Source organism: Listeria cossartiae subsp. cossartiae (assembly GCF_014224155.1).
Taxonomy (GTDB): domain Bacteria; phylum Bacillota; class Bacilli; order Lactobacillales; family Listeriaceae; genus Listeria; species Listeria cossartiae.
In genome coordinates this window covers 1-15,384 of record NZ_JAASUI010000002.1, presented here as the reverse complement: position 1 = coordinate 15,384, position 15,384 = coordinate 1, and the positions used below count along the sequence as shown (strand labels likewise).

At 40.4% G+C, this 15,384-nt stretch carries 11 protein-coding genes; all 11 read left to right on the top strand.

The window, feature by feature from the left end; genetic code table 11:
* Positions 1–3 precede the first annotated feature (3 nt).
* On the top strand, positions 4–564 hold the full coding sequence (pth, locus tag HCJ30_RS07205) for an aminoacyl-tRNA hydrolase (protein WP_185391616.1): 561 nt from the start codon (positions 4–6) through the stop codon (positions 562–564).
* Between the two features lie 116 nt (positions 565–680).
* Positions 681–4,220, top strand: a complete 3,540-nt coding sequence (mfd, locus tag HCJ30_RS07200; protein WP_185391615.1) for a transcription-repair coupling factor — start codon at positions 681–683, stop codon at positions 4,218–4,220.
* Between the two features lie 30 nt (positions 4,221–4,250).
* Positions 4,251–5,840 (top strand): putative polysaccharide biosynthesis protein, encoded by a 1,590-nt coding sequence (locus tag HCJ30_RS07195; protein WP_185391614.1) that lies wholly within the window; start codon positions 4,251–4,253, stop codon positions 5,838–5,840.
* A 35-nt stretch (positions 5,841–5,875) separates the two neighbouring features.
* A complete protein-coding gene (locus tag HCJ30_RS07190; protein ID WP_003740380.1) occupies positions 5,876–6,142 on the top strand; it encodes an RNA-binding S4 domain-containing protein in 267 nt (88 codons plus the stop codon).
* A gap of 228 nt (positions 6,143–6,370) precedes the next feature.
* The gene (locus tag HCJ30_RS07185; protein ID WP_185391613.1) at positions 6,371–6,757 is read left to right on the top strand and encodes an FtsB family cell division protein; all 387 of its coding nucleotides are present in this window, start codon (positions 6,371–6,373) and stop codon (positions 6,755–6,757) included.
* Positions 6,758–6,908: 151 nt separating this feature from the next.
* Positions 6,909–7,337 (top strand): S1 domain-containing RNA-binding protein, encoded by a 429-nt coding sequence (locus tag HCJ30_RS07180; RefSeq protein ID WP_003718298.1) that lies wholly within the window; start codon positions 6,909–6,911, stop codon positions 7,335–7,337.
* A 106-nt stretch (positions 7,338–7,443) separates the two neighbouring features.
* Positions 7,444–9,390, top strand: coding sequence for a bifunctional tRNA lysidine(34) synthetase TilS/hypoxanthine phosphoribosyltransferase HprT (locus HCJ30_RS07175; protein WP_185391612.1), 1,947 nt, complete (start codon positions 7,444–7,446; stop codon positions 9,388–9,390).
* 345 nt (positions 9,391–9,735) lie between these two features.
* Positions 9,736–11,808 (top strand): ATP-dependent zinc metalloprotease FtsH, encoded by a 2,073-nt coding sequence (gene ftsH, locus HCJ30_RS07170; protein WP_185391611.1) that lies wholly within the window; start codon positions 9,736–9,738, stop codon positions 11,806–11,808.
* Between the two features lie 115 nt (positions 11,809–11,923).
* Complete coding sequence (locus tag HCJ30_RS07165; protein WP_185391610.1) at positions 11,924–12,703, top strand: type III pantothenate kinase; 780 nt, start codon at positions 11,924–11,926, stop codon at positions 12,701–12,703.
* Between the two features lie 15 nt (positions 12,704–12,718).
* Positions 12,719–13,603, top strand: coding sequence for an Hsp33 family molecular chaperone HslO (hslO, locus tag HCJ30_RS07160; protein ID WP_185391609.1), 885 nt, complete (start codon positions 12,719–12,721; stop codon positions 13,601–13,603).
* A gap of 115 nt (positions 13,604–13,718) precedes the next feature.
* Positions 13,719–14,645: a cysteine synthase A gene (gene cysK / locus HCJ30_RS07155; protein WP_185391608.1), complete on the top strand. Its 927-nt coding sequence runs from the start codon at positions 13,719–13,721 to the stop codon at positions 14,643–14,645.
* Positions 14,646–15,384 lie beyond the last annotated feature (739 nt).

Here is a 15,384-nt window from a genome sequence, read left to right as displayed (position 1 = left end):
TTTATGAAATTAATTGCAGGACTCGGAAATCCGGGCAAAAAATACGAACGTACCCGGCATAATGTCGGTTTTATGGTAGTTGATGAGCTAAGTTTCCGCCATCAAACACCTTGGAAAAAATCCAAATTTAATGGTATGACAAGTGAAATTAACGTTGGCGGCGAAAAAATAATTTTAGTAAAACCGCTCACTTTCATGAATGCTTCTGGTGAATGTATTCGTCCGCTAATGGATTACTACAACATCCCGATTGAAGACGTCGTGATTGTGTACGATGATCTTGATTTACCAGTTGGGAAAATCAGATTGCGTCAAAAAGGTAGCGCTGGCGGCCATAATGGCATGAAATCCATTATCCAACACGTCAAGACGCAAGAGTTTAACCGTATTCGTGTGGGTGTAAGTCGCCCTATAAAAGGAGAAGTCATTAACTACGTGTTAGGAGATTTCCCTAAAGCAGAACAACCTGATATTATCGCAGCAATTCAAAAAAGTGCAGATGCCATCGAAGACTTTGCGCAAACGCCATTTATTGAAGTAATGAATAAATACAACCAAAAATAAACAATGACGAGACGTGGTAATTTTTTTGCCACGTATTTCGGTCTTTCTTCGGACGTGTGATTGACTCTCGCACCCTGTAGAATGAATTTTCTGACAAAAAAAGGAGCTGTTTTCCCTTGAAAGGATTACAACAATTAATATATGAACAAAAAGATATTCGAGCGGTCTTAAAAGCGCTTGATGAAAAAGAAAAAGCACAACTTGTCACGGGACTCACGGGTTCTTCGCGCGCGTTATTTGCAAGCGTGGTAGAAGGAGCATCGAAGCGGCCAGTTGTATTTGTCACGCACAATTTATATCATGCACAAAAATTATATGATGATCTACTTTCATTAATGGACGTTGATCGCCTATTTTTATACCCAGCAGATGAATTAATTTCATCAGAGCTTAGTATTTCTAGCCCGGAGCTTCGTGGTCAACGTGTTGAAGCACTCGACTTTCTGCTGTCCGGAAAACCGGGAATCGTCATCGTCCCAGTGGCTGGACTTAGAAAAATGCTTCCGCCAGTTGCGCTTTGGAAACATTTCAATATATCTATCGTTGAAGGCGAAGAAATCGATCCAGATGTTTTACGTCAAAAATTAGTAACGATGGGTTACACGATGAGCGGGATGGTAAATACCCCGGGAGAATTCAGCGTTCGCGGCGGGATTATTGATATTTACCCAATCACAGAAGAATTTCCAATCAGAATAGAACTTTTTGATACCGAAGTAGATTCGCTTCGTTTCTTTGATGTGGAAACACAACGCTCGACAACACGCGTGGAAGAATTCCGCTTGCTTCCGGCAACAGAAATCATTTTAGATCAAAGTTATTATCCTGACATCGTCCAACGTTTGGAAAAGAAAATGACGCTCACTTTAAATGAGTTAAAAGAAGACGCGGATAAACAAGCGCTCGTTGAAAATTTAGAAGAAGAATTGGAAATGTTGCGTTCAGGCGTAAAACCAGACATGTTCTTTAAATATATTGGGTTGGCTTACCCAGACCCAGCCTCGCTTTTCGATTACTTACCAAAAAATACGGCCATTTTGCTCGATGAATTTGCGCGGATTTTGGAAACCGAAGAAAGTTTGGAACGGGAAGAAGCGGAGTGGCAGACAGAAACGTTAAGTCGAATGGAAACAGTTCGCGATGTGCAAGTAAGCCATTCTTTCAAAAAACTATTAGAAGCAAACCAATCACCAAAAATTTATTTATCCCTTTTCCAAAAACAAATGGCGAGCATGCGCGCATCGAAAACGACCAATATCGTTTATAAACAAATGCAGCAATTCCACGGTCAAATGAATGTTTTAAAAACGGAGCTAGAAAGCTGGCATAAAAACAATTATGCAGTAGTAATCTTAGCGCCGAATTTAGAACGCGCGGAAAAAATGCAGCAAACCTTGGCTGATTACGACATGGAAAGCACCATTTTAAAAGAAGAATCGGACGTGCCGAAATACGGAATGGTTCAATTTGTCATCGGAACATTCCAAAATGGTTTTGAACTACCGCTTGCCAAAGTAGCGATTATTAGCGAAACCGAGCTCTTCAATAAAAAAATCAAAAAGGTAAAAAAACGCCAAAAACTTTCCAATGCTGAGCGAATCCAAAGCTATTCCGAGCTAAAAGTCGGCGATTACGTAGTTCACGTCAATCACGGTATTGCGCGCTACGTTGGTATGGAAACGTTAGATATCAACGGCGTGCATAAAGATTACCTGTTACTTGTTTATCAAGGTGAAGATAAACTTTTCATCCCGGTTGATCAACTTGATTTAGTTCAAAAATACGTTGGGGCAGAAGGTAAGTCGCCTAGGCTAAATAAACTTGGTGGCGCTGAATGGAAACGAGTTAAGAAGAAAGTGCAAGCTTCCGTCCAAGATATTGCGGACGACTTAATCAAACTATACGCCGAACGTGAAGCTGAAAAAGGTTATGCGTTTAGCGCGGATGACGAAATGCAGCGCGAATTTGAAGATACTTTCCCGTATCAAGAAACTGAAGACCAATTGCGCTCGATTTCAGAAATCAAAAAAGATATGGAACGACCACGCCCAATGGATCGCCTTTTGGTCGGAGATGTTGGTTACGGAAAAACCGAAGTGGCCCTCAGAGCTGCATTCAAAGCTATTATGGATGGCAAACAAGTTGCCTTTTTAGTGCCGACAACCATTTTAGCGCAACAACACTATGAAACAATGAAAGAGCGATTCCAAGGCTTCCCAATCGAAATTGGACTTTTAAGCCGTTTCCGCACGAAAAAGCAACAAACCGAGACATTAAAAGGTATGAAAAATGGTACAGTAGATGTCGTTGTTGGCACACACCGCCTTTTATCCAAAGATGTCGAATATCAAGATTTGGGCTTGCTCATTGTCGATGAAGAACAACGATTTGGCGTAACGCACAAAGAAAAAATCAAACAAATGCGTTCCAAAATCGACGTATTAACACTTACTGCGACACCAATTCCAAGAACACTACACATGTCGATGCTCGGCGTTCGTGACCTATCTGTTATCGAAACTCCGCCAGCAAACCGTTTCCCGGTGCAAACCTATGTCGCGGAACAAAATAACGTTTTAGTCCGCGAGGCAATCGAACGGGAATTAGCACGTGACGGACAAGTGTACTATCTCTACAACCGGGTTGAATCCATTACCCAAAAAGCAGATGAAATTTCTGCGATGGTTCCAGATGCTCGAGTGGCAACTGCGCACGGCCAAATGGGCGAATCAGAATTAGAATCTGTTATTTTGAGTTTCCTTGAAGGGGAATTCGACGTACTCGTAACAACAACGATTATTGAAACTGGCGTAGACATTCCAAACGTTAACACGCTGTTCGTTCAAGACGCTGACCGAATGGGGCTTTCTCAACTCTATCAGTTACGCGGACGGGTAGGGCGTTGGAACAGAATCGCCTATGCTTACTTCATGTATCAAAAAGATAAAATTTTGCGTGAGGAAGCGGAGAAACGCTTATCGGCCATTAAAGAATTTACCGAATTAGGCTCTGGTTTCAAAATCGCCATGCGTGATTTATCCATTCGCGGTGCCGGAAATATTCTCGGCGCGCAACAACATGGCTTTATCGATTCAGTCGGGTTCGATCTTTACTCGCAAATGCTCAAAGAAGCAATCGAAGCGAAAAAACCAAAAGAAGAACAAAAACAAATCGTCCCAGTCGAAATCGATATCCAAGCCGATGCGTATATTCCAGAATATTATATTACAGACGGCCGTCAAAAAATCGAGATGTACAAACGCTTCCGCAATATAGAAGTGTTGAGCGAACTTGAGGATTTACAAAGTGATATGATTGACCGTTTTGGAGAATATCCAGAAGAAGTGGAATATCTGTTCACGATGACTGAACTTAAAGTACACGCACTAGAAGTTGGCATTGAATCCGTGAAACAAGAACAAAATAAAATTACAATGTTATTCTCGGAAAGTGGAACAGCTGGCATTCGCGGTGATATCGTCATGCAAATTATTGGCGAATTTGGCCGCATGGTCGGCGTTGGCATGGAAGGCACGCAACTAAAAATCACGATTAATGTCCAAAATAAACCTTTAAAAGAATGGTTATACCAAGTGAAAAGCTTAGCTGAAAAACTTCGTGGTGCTATGAAAGAAAAAGTATCAACCGAAAATTGATAAGTAATTAAGAAGAAAGGAGGTGGCGGGATGTCTGAACGTTCCATGAAGCGACTAATGAAAGGTGCAGCTTGGCTAACCGCTGCCTCGCTTATCTCTAAAATACTTAGCGCAGTTTACCGTGTACCTTTTCAAAATATGGTGGGCGACGTCGGATTCTATATTTTTCAACAAGTATACCCAATTTACGGAATCGCAATGACGCTTGCACTCGGCGGCTTCCCGGTTGTTATTTCGAAAATGTTAGCAGAGGCAGAAGGCGATTTTAGACGGCAACAAATCATTATGCGCGCAGTCTCAAGGATGCTCCGAATTGTAAGTATTGCGATTTTCGCCTTTTTATTCCTGTTTGCTAATGTGATTGCCATGATGATGGGCGACCCAGCTTTATCAGAATTAATCCGCGTCATTAGTTTCGTTTTTCTACTCATGCCGCAACTCGCGTTTATGCGTGGCTTTTTCCAAGGAGAAGGAGACATGATACCGACCGCGATTTCGCAAACAGTCGAACAAATCATTCGAGTGGCGATAATTTTGATAGGAGCTGGACTGGCGCTTCATTTCGGTCTCGATTTATATGATGCTGGCTCGATGGCGATGAGTGGGGCGTTTTTCGGCGGGATTTCCGGAATCTTCATTTTACGTCACTTTTACAATAAAAAAGTTGCGCTCGGAGAAGGAATTCAACCAGCTGTATTCGCTAATAAAGAAGAAAAAGTCGGTATCGGTCGCGCCTTTTTACGGCAAAGTGTGGCGATTTGCGTAGTTAGCTCGATGCTGATTTTATTCCAGCTAGTCGATTCCTTCCAAGTGTATCGGTTAATGAGCGACTCCGGAATCCCTGATTTCATTGCCAAATCACTCAAAGGGATTTACGACCGCGGTCAGCCAATCTTACAATTGGGGCTAGTCATTTCGACCGGACTTGCACTCGCGCTCGTCCCAATGATCACGGCAGCAAGAGTTCAAGGTCAGCAAAAAGAACTCAAACGCTCGGTATTATTGGCAATCAAAATCACGCTAATTTTAGCCGGTGCAGAAACAGTTGGACTCATCGTCATCATGCGCCCGCTGAACCAAATGTTATTCCAAACTCCAGACGGCACATTCGTCTTACAATTATTCATGCCCGCCGTTTTCCTTAGCTCACTCATCATCATGTTAAGCAGCATTTTACAAGGCTTCGGAAAAATCGCTGTACCCGCAGTTGGCGTTGGAATTGGACTTATTGTAAAATGGATATCAGGAAGCATTCTAATTCCAAGGCTCGCAACAATGGGCGCATCGATTTCAACCTGTATCGGCTTACTTGTCATCCTGATTATTTGTTACGTTTCGCTAAAACAAACAATCCGAGTGCCGTTCGTCGAAAGAACAATGCTCATTCGCCTGCTCGCAGCTTTAGCGCTAATGGCGGTCTTTCCATGCCTGTTCGAATGGTTAGCCCCGCTAGAAACCAGACTCGGCAGCGCGCTCCAAGCAATAGTCAGCGCCATAATCGGCGGCGGAATTTTCCTGATTTTCGCGCTAAGATACAAATTGCTCGGTCCAAAAGATTTCGTTTTTCTTCCGTTCGGCTCTAAATTGCTCGCACTTAGCAAGTTGGTTGCGCGGAAATAATTAATATAAAGTAGGTGAATAAAATGGCAACAACTATGCGACTAGATAAATATTTAAAAGTATCTCGCTTAATTAAAAGACGTACAGTAGCAAAAGAAGTAGCAGAAAAAGGACGCATCGCAGTAAACGGAGTAACCGCAAAACCAGGAACTAACGTAAAATCCGGTGACGAACTAGTTATTCGCTTCGGTCCAAAAATCGTCACAGCAAAAATCGAACGTCTAGAAGAAAATGCAAAAAAAGAACAAGCAACAGAAATGTACACGATTATTAAAGAAGAACGCACAGACGAAAGTAGATAAAGAAAAATCGTTTGAAACGGCACTGTTTAGCCGATTTCAAACGATTTTTTATTAAGCAAGATAAACCACAATCAATTTTTTGTCAAAAAGTCAAGAAAAATATCATAAAATTAGCGGATTCCAATAGACAAATGCCTGATTTATTGATATCATTTTAAGCAAGAAACGTTTTTTTCTCTACCGAAAATCATAGACAATAAGCAAATAAGAATATGGGAGGGACGATATATGAAAAAAGCCGAATCAAAAGTGGCGAGAATAGAAAATCGCTACATAAAAGATACCGCAACAATGAAAAAAACTCGTAGTCGTCGCCGCGTTGCCCTGTTTCGTAGACTTGCATTTATGGCTATTATTTTTGCTGTGGTAGGTGGACTGTTAACCATTACGTACACCAAACAAGTATTAACACTCAAAGAGAAAAAGGCGAAGCAAGTGCAAGTAGACAAAAAAATGGTTGCAATGAAAGATGAAGAAGACGCACTAAATGATCAAATCAAGAAACTTCATAATGATGAGTACATAGCTAAACTAGCAAGAAGTGAATATTATCTATCCAAAGATGGAGAAATTATTTTTAATATTCCTGAAGAGAATTCGAAACAAAAAGAGTAAGTCACAGCTGAGCCGTCATTCTCCATGGTAGAATCAAAGGGAAAATAGAGTTGAGTATATTTGGGGTTTGTAAGTTTGACTGTTTGACACTCTTTTTATTATAGCTATAATTAAGCAATAGAGTGATATTTTAAGGAGGACGCATTTTTTTATGTCGATCGAAGTAGGCAACAAGTTACAAGGTAAAGTTACTGGGATTACTAATTTTGGAGCATTTGTGGAGCTAGAAGGTGGCAAAACAGGTTTAGTTCATATTAGTGAGGTAGCAGATAACTATGTTAAGGACATTAATGACATCTTAACTGTAGGGGATGAAGTTACTGTCAAAGTAATGAATATTGGTGATGATGGTAAGATTGGTCTGTCCATTCGTAAAGCAGTAGATCGTCCGGACCGCCCAGAAAAAAGTTATGATCGTAAGCCAAAATACAGCAAAAAACCTGCTGGGAACTATGTTAAACCAGCCGAGAGCTTTGAAGATATAATGTCTAAATTCTTGAAAGATAGTGATGAAAGATTAACTACTATCAAACGTCAAACAGAATCCAAACGTGGCGGCCGAGGAGCAAAACGCGGCTAATACGCTAAAATTAATTGTAAAGTAGATGCACCGTATTGGATCATTAATACGGTGCACTTTTTAATAAAAAATGTGAGAGCCGAATTTCGAAGGAAGGTTTTCTTGAATGGATGACACCCAAAAACGAGTACATAAGTATATCGAGAAACATGACTTAATCCGATCCGACGATAAATTGCTTGTGGCAGTTTCTGGCGGTCCGGATTCTTTGGCGTTACTGCATTTTTTATGGAACTCAAAACTAGTTCCAAAAGAAGCAATCTCCGTCGCGCATTTAAATCACCATTTACGTGAAAATGCAGCAAAAGAACAACAACTCGTCGAAAATTTTTGCAAACAACATAATCTCCCGTTTTACACGGAAGAAGTTGACGTAAACAGACGAGCCCAAGACTTGCAAAAAGGGATTGAAGAAACAGCCCGCATTGTTAGATATGCCTTTTTTGAAACAATAATGGTGGAGCAAAATATCAACAAGCTAGTTCTCGCGCACCATGCGGATGACCAAATCGAAACAATCCTAATGCGACTCGTTCGTGGCAGTTCTAGTATCGGCTGGTCAGGCATACAGCCAAAACGCGAGGTGAGAGGTGGACATGCGATTCGGCCATTTTTGCCAATTACCAAAGCAGAAATTATCGAATACGCACAGAAATACGAATTAGCATACGAAATTGACGAATCGAACGCGAGCCAAGAATACACAAGAAACCGCTACCGGGCGCAACTCTTGCCATTTTTAAAACAAGAAAATCCAGCCGTTTACGCCCACTTCGAAAGATTTTCCGAAGAAACCAGCGAAGATTTCCGCTATTTAGAGGAACTTGCGAACGATTTATTAAAGAAAAACCTCATCAAAAACGGCAAAAAGACAACACTTTTACTTAGTAGCTTTAAAAATGAAGCGAATCCTTTACAACGCCGCGCAATTCATTTACTATTGAGATATCTGTACAATGAAGATGCCCGTTTTATTACGGTAAATCACATATATCAGATTATCCAAATGATTCAAAGCGACAATCCATCTAGTTCGATTGATTTACCAAATAAACTCATTGCGAGTAGAGCATACAACGAACTCCATTTCCAATTTGGAGAAAGAGAAGCTTCTTCTGAGTTTTATCATCAATTAGAACTGAATGATCGCATTGAATTAGATAATAAAGCAAGCATCCGTTTAAAGTTAAAAAGTTCCGTTGTTCAAACAAATGGGCTAAATGGAATGCTACTGGATGCTGAAGAAATAACACTTCCTTTAATTGTTCGAAACCGTGTGAACGGCGACAGAATGACGATGAAAGGACAAGCAGGCAGCAAGAAACTAAAAGATATTTTCATCGATGCCAAAATACCAAGGCAAGAACGCGATAACCTACCCGTGATAACAGACTATACTGGAAAAATCCTTTGGGTTCCCGGTGTGAAGAAGTCTGCATATGACCGAGCATTTAGTCGCAGCAAAAAGCAATACATTATTAGGTACACTCGAAATATAGGAGGAAACGAGAGCATGCATAATGATATTCAGAAAGTACTGATATCGGAGGACGAATTACAAGAGAAAATTCGTGAACTCGGTCGTGAGTTGACAACAGAATATGAAGGACGTAACCCATTAGTAGTTGGGGTATTAAAAGGTGCAACTCCTTTTATGACTGATTTACTTAAAAGAGTAGACACATACTTAGAAATGGACTTCATGGACGTATCCAGTTACGGAAATGGTACAGTATCATCAGGTGAAGTAAAAATCATCAAAGACCTTAACGCATCAGTAGAAGGTCGCGATGTGCTTGTAATTGAAGATATCATTGATAGCGGGCGTACACTTAGTTATCTAGTAGACCTAATCAAATACCGCAAAGCAAAATCAGTGAAGTTAGTTACTTTACTAGATAAGCCAGCCGGGCGCAATGTAGAAATCGAAGCAGATTATGTAGGCTTCGTCGTACCAAATGAATTTGTCGTTGGATACGGTTTAGATTACGCAGAACGCTACCGCAATCTACCATACATCGGCATTTTAAAACCAGAAATTTACAGCGAGTGAAATTAATTAACAAACAGAACTATTCTTTGTTAAAATGTAATAGATAGCTTTTCAGAAAACGAAAACAAAAAATTCATGCCGAACATGCAAAATAGTGGGCAATCGAGGTTCGGTATGCTATCATTAGTCTTAGTTTTCGAAGGTGAAAATAGTATCAATAAATATTAAAAAATCTATATTAATAATAGAATAACTTCGTAAGAGAAAAGCGAAACGGATATGTTTTTAATAATCAGGGGAAGAAAACATTGTTTCTAAATCTGCTATTAGTCAAAAACAACTTTTAAAGGGATAAAAGTCCAGAGAAAGTCAGAATCCAAGCTCTTGCGTGGGAGGAGGTAAGGAATGAACAGGTTTTTTAGAAATGCGATATTTTATGTCATAATATTCCTTGTTATTATCGGGATTGTTGCTTCATTTAACTCGAACAAAGAGGCAGCCAAAGATATTAGCTATTCAGAATTTGTGAGTAAATTAGAAGATGGTAAAGTTAAATCCGTAGAAATACAGCCAGACCGCAGCGTTTATACAATCAATGGGGAATTTAAATCAAGCGATAAAAGTTCCGACGATAAAAAAACTGGTCTTGGCCAAAGTAAAGAAAGTAGCACTGCTTTCACAACATACGCTTTAAACAGCGATACTTCTCTTGATGATTTACAAAAAACAATCAAAAGCGAAGACGTGAAAATGGAAGTAGTACCTGCAAAACAAAACAGCGGTTGGGTTACATTCCTAACTTCTATTGTACCTTTTGTAATTATCTTCATCCTCTTCTTCTTCCTAATGAGCCAGTCTCAAGGTGGCGGCGGTGGTAAAGTAATGAGCTTTGGCAAAAGCAAAGCCAAACTTTACAACGACGACAAGAAGAAAGTTCGCTTCACAGATGTAGCTGGAGCAGACGAAGAAAAACAAGAACTTGTTGAAGTAGTAGAATTCCTAAAAGATCCGCGCAAATTTGCGGACCTAGGCGCTCGTATTCCTAAAGGTGTCCTTTTAGTAGGGCCTCCGGGTACTGGTAAAACCTTGCTAGCTCGTGCAGTTGCCGGTGAAGCAGGCGTGCCATTCTTCTCTATCTCAGGTTCAGACTTTGTAGAAATGTTTGTCGGTGTCGGTGCAAGCCGTGTCCGTGACTTATTCGAAAATGCGAAGAAAAATGCACCATGTATCATTTTCATTGATGAAATTGATGCAGTTGGTCGTCAACGTGGAGCTGGAATGGGCGGCGGTCACGATGAACGTGAACAAACTCTAAACCAATTACTAGTTGAAATGGACGGTTTCGGCGGCAATGAAGGTATTATCATTATTGCAGCAACTAACCGTGCAGACGTACTTGACCCAGCACTTCTTCGTCCAGGCCGTTTTGACCGTCAAATTATGGTTGATCGCCCAGACGTAAAAGGTCGTGAAGCAGTACTTCGTGTCCATGCTCGTAACAAACCACTTGCTAAAAGTGTTGACCTAAAAGCAATCGCTCAACGTACACCGGGATTCTCTGGTGCCGATTTAGAAAACTTACTGAATGAAGCAGCACTCGTTGCCGCTCGTTCCGATAAGAAAGAAATAGATATGAGTGACCTCGATGAAGCTAGTGACCGCGTAATTGCTGGACCAGCTAAGAAAAATCGAGTTATCTCTGAAAAAGAACGCCGCACAGTCGCTTATCATGAAGGTGGTCACGTTATCGTCGGAATGGTACTTGATGAAGCGGAAGTCGTGCATAAAGTTACCATTGTTCCTCGTGGGCAAGCTGGTGGTTATGCCGTAATGTTACCAAAAGAAGATCGCTTCCTAATGACGAAAGCCGAGTTAATGGACCGTATCACTGGTTTACTTGGTGGACGCGTAGCCGAAGAAGTCACTTTTGGAGAAGTAACAACTGGTGCAAGTAATGACTTTGAACGTGCCACTGAACTTGCTCGCCGCATGGTAACTGAATGGGGTATGAGTGACAAAATTGGACCGCTTCAATTCACTTCTGGCAATGGTCAAGTATTTATGGGCCGTGATTTCGGTAGCGACAAAGGATATTCCGATAAAATCGCCTACGAAATCGACACAGAAGTTCAAAGCTTAATCCGCTACTGTTATGACCGCGCTAAAACAATCATTACAGAACACCAAGAACAACATAAACTTATCGCGGAAACATTACTAAAAGTAGAAACATTAGATGCTCGCCAAATTCGTTCCCTATTTGATGACGGTGTAATGCCTCCAGATATCGATACGATTGACGTAGAAGCTGAATACCCTTCCGAAAAAGAAGAAGAAGTAGCAGGTAAATCTTTTGAAGAAGAAAAACAAGACTTAAAAGAAGAAAAAGTCGAAGAAACAGAAGAACAACCAAAAGAAGTAACTTCGGAAGATGCTCCAAACATTGAGCAAACGCCAAAAGATAAAAAAGACGAATAAAATCAAAGAGGCTGGGCTTTCCCAGTCTCTTTTTTGAAGCTATATTATTCGGATTTTCTAATAAAACATGTTATGATACGTTAGAAAAATCTTCTAAAGGACGGTATTCAAACTTATGATACTTGTAATTGACGTTGGAAATACTAACTGTACTGTCGGAGTTTATCAACATCAAAAACTTCTAAAGCATTGGCGAATGACAACTGATCGTCACCGCACATCCGATGAATTAGGAATGACAGTCTTGAACTTTTTTTCTTATGCGAATTTAACTCCTTCTGATATTCAAGGAATTATTATTTCGTCCGTCGTTCCACCAATCATGCACGCAATGGAAACGATGTGTGTGCGCTATTTTAATATCCGACCATTAATCGTTGGTCCAGGAATAAAAACAGGCATCAATCTAAAAGTCGATAATCCTCGTGAAATCGGATCTGACCGAATCGTAAACGCCGTAGCAGCATCAGAGGAATATGGCACGCCGGTTATCGTAGTCGATTTTGGCACTGCAACCACATTTTGTTATATCGATGAATCAGGTGTATATCAAGGAGGTGCAATTGCTCCGGGAATTATGATTTCAACCGAAGCCCTATACAACCGCGCTGCTAAACTTCCGCGTGTAGATATAGCCGAGTCAAGTCAAATCATCGGAAAATCCACCGTGGCATCCATGCAAGCCGGTATTTTCTACGGTTTTGTCGGTCAATGCGAAGGAATTATCGCAGAAATGAAAAAACAATCCAATGCAAGTCCAGTAGTAGTTGCAACAGGCGGGCTAGCTCGGATGATAACAGAAAAATCTTCCGCAGTAGATATTTTAGATCCATTTTTAACATTAAAAGGTCTGGAACTTCTATATAGAAGAAATAAACCAACTACAGAAAAATAAAAGGAGTTTTATATAATGAGCGATTATTTAGTTAAAGCGTTAGCCTACGATGGCATGGCGCGTGTATATGCAGCAGTAACAACCGAAACAATTAAAGAAGCACAAAGAAGACACGACACATGGTCTGTTTCATCCGCCGCACTTGGTAGAACAATGACAGGAACACTTTTCCTTGGCGCGATGCAAAAAGAAGACCAAAAAATCACTGTAAAAATCGAAGGCGACGGCCCAATTGGTCCAATCGTTGCGGATAGTAACGCGCAAGGTCAAATCAGAGGCTACGTCACTAATCCACACGTCCATTTCAGTGAACTAAACGAAGCTGGTAAACTAGACGTTCGCCGCGGAGTTGGAACATCCGGTATGCTTTCCGTCGTGAAAGACCTAGGATTTGGCGAAAATTTCACCGGGCAAACACCAATCGTTTCAGGTGAAATCGGTGAAGACTTCACATACTACCTAGCAACATCCGAACAAATCAATTCATCAGTTGGTGTTGGTGTGCTTGTTAATCCGGACGATACAATCGAAGCAGCAGGCGGTTTCATGTTGCAACTACTTCCGGGCGCAACAGATGAAGTCATTGACGAAATCGAAAAAAATCTTTCCGCCTTACCAACAGTTTCTCGGATGATTGAAGCTGGCGAAACACCAGAATCTATCCTAGCTAAACTAGCAGGTGGCGAAGATAAACTACAAATTTTAGAAAAAATCCCTGTATCTTTCGAATGTAACTGCTCCAAAGAACGCTTCGGTAGCGCGATAATCTCACTTGGAAAAGAAGAAATCCGCTCCATGATAGAAGAAGATCACGGCGCAGAAGCAGAATGCCATTTTTGCCGTAACACCTATGATTTCTCAGAAAACGAATTAGAAGAACTTTACGAAGAAGCAAAATAATGAAAAAGGGGCGCCGAACCAGGTGCTCCTTTTTAAAAGAGATTAAACTTGACAAAACAGGTCGGAATTAATTAAACTAGATGAAAGACCTAAAATAGATAGGAGTGCTTTAATAATGACAATTGCAAATTCAATCACTGATTTAATTGGAAAGACACCGATTGTGAAACTTAACCGTTTACCAGAAGCAGGTAGCGCAGACGTATACGTAAAATTAGAATTTCAAAATCCAGGTGGCAGCGTAAAAGATCGTATTGCTAATGCGATGATCGAAAACGCTGAAAAATCAGGTGCATTAAAACCAGGCGATACAATTATTGAGCCTACAAGTGGTAACACAGGAATTGGCCTAGCGATGGTCGCAGCAGCAAAAGGTTACCAAGCAATCTTTGTAATGCCAGAAACAATGAGCTTAGAACGTCGCAAATTACTTCAAGCTTACGGTGCAAAATTAGTATTAACACCGGGACCGGACGGCATGAAAGGCGCAATTGCTAAAGCAGAAGAACTAGCTAAAGAAAATAACTATTTCGTTCCACAACAATTCCACAACCCAGCAAACCCCGCTGTCCACGAAGAAACAACTGGGCCAGAAATCGTTGAAGCTTTCGGTAAAGACGGCTTAGATGCTTTCATCGCAGGAGTAGGAACAGGCGGAACAGTAACAGGCGTAGGACACGTCCTTAAAAAGAACTACCCAGATGTTAAAATCTATGCGCTTGAACCAGAAGAATCCCCAGTACTTAGCGGTGGTTCTCCATCTCCACATAAAATCCAAGGTATCGGCGCTGGTTTCGTACCAGATACATTAGATACAAAAGTTTATGATGGCATTCTAAAAGTTACAAGTGAAGATGCGCTAGAAACAGCCCGCGAAGTAGCGAAAAAAGAAGGAATCTTAGTAGGTATTTCTTCCGGAGCGACTATTAAAGCGGCCCTTGATCTTGCAAAAGAACTTGGCGCTGGCAAAAAAGTACTAGCTATCGTTGCAAGTAACGGCGAACGCTACTTGAGTACACCACTTTACAATTTTGAAGATTAATAATCGAGGGGCCTAGTTCTGCTAGGTTCCTTTTTTTATGAAAAGAAATAAATGCATTTCTTACTATTTTCTAATCAAATGCACAGCAGAAATTTGCTTTTCTTGGTTAATATATAGTCATAAGCTAACAACAAGCAAAACATTTCATTCTTTCCCCTTTTAGAATGAAAATCCCAAACTCCCTTTTTGACCAGTGTGGTTTACTCCCTTTTTCCACACTGGTTTTTTAATGCAAAAAAATGAAAATAAAAACCGGGAAATCTCATAGAACTCTAACAAAAATCACAGCATATCCACCAAGAAATTGGTTAATATATGTTTATAAGCTAACAACAAGCAAAACATTTCGTTCTTTCCCTTTTTAGAATGAAAAACCTAAACTCCCTTTTTGGCCAGCGAGGTTTACTCCCTTTTTCCTCGTTGGTTTTTTAATACAAAAAAATGAAAAGAACAACTGGAAAATCTCATGAAACTCTAACAAAAATCACAGCATATCCACCAAAAAATTGGTTAATATATATTTATAAGCTAACAACAAGCAAAACATTTTCATTCTTTCCCCTTTTAGAATGAAAATCCCAAACTCCCTTTTTGACCAGCGAGGTTTACTCCCTTTTTCCTCGCTGGTTTTTTAATACAAAAAAATGAAAATAAAAACCGAGAAATCTCATGAAACTCTAACAAAAATCACAGCATATCCACCAAAAAATTGGTTAATATATATTTATAAGCTAACAAC

What these genes read in the sequence shown, in the direction of transcription:
- HCJ30_RS07165 (WP_185391610.1), top strand. Translation starts at nt 11,924, where the DNA reads ATGATACTTGTAATTGACGTTGGAAATACTAACTGTACTGTCGGAGTT.
- ftsH (WP_185391611.1), top strand. Translation starts at nt 9,736, where the DNA reads ATGAACAGGTTTTTTAGAAATGCGATATTTTATGTCATAATATTCCTT.
- HCJ30_RS07185 (WP_185391613.1), top strand. Translation starts at nt 6,371, where the DNA reads ATGAAAAAAGCCGAATCAAAAGTGGCGAGAATAGAAAATCGCTACATA.
- HCJ30_RS07180 (WP_003718298.1), top strand. Translation starts at nt 6,909, where the DNA reads ATGTCGATCGAAGTAGGCAACAAGTTACAAGGTAAAGTTACTGGGATT.
- pth (WP_185391616.1), top strand. Translation starts at nt 4, where the DNA reads ATGAAATTAATTGCAGGACTCGGAAATCCGGGCAAAAAATACGAACGT.
- HCJ30_RS07175 (WP_185391612.1), top strand. Translation starts at nt 7,444, where the DNA reads ATGGATGACACCCAAAAACGAGTACATAAGTATATCGAGAAACATGAC.
- cysK (WP_185391608.1), top strand. Translation starts at nt 13,719, where the DNA reads ATGACAATTGCAAATTCAATCACTGATTTAATTGGAAAGACACCGATT.
- HCJ30_RS07190 (WP_003740380.1), top strand. Translation starts at nt 5,876, where the DNA reads ATGCGACTAGATAAATATTTAAAAGTATCTCGCTTAATTAAAAGACGT.
- HCJ30_RS07195 (WP_185391614.1), top strand. Translation starts at nt 4,251, where the DNA reads ATGTCTGAACGTTCCATGAAGCGACTAATGAAAGGTGCAGCTTGGCTA.
- hslO (WP_185391609.1), top strand. Translation starts at nt 12,719, where the DNA reads ATGAGCGATTATTTAGTTAAAGCGTTAGCCTACGATGGCATGGCGCGT.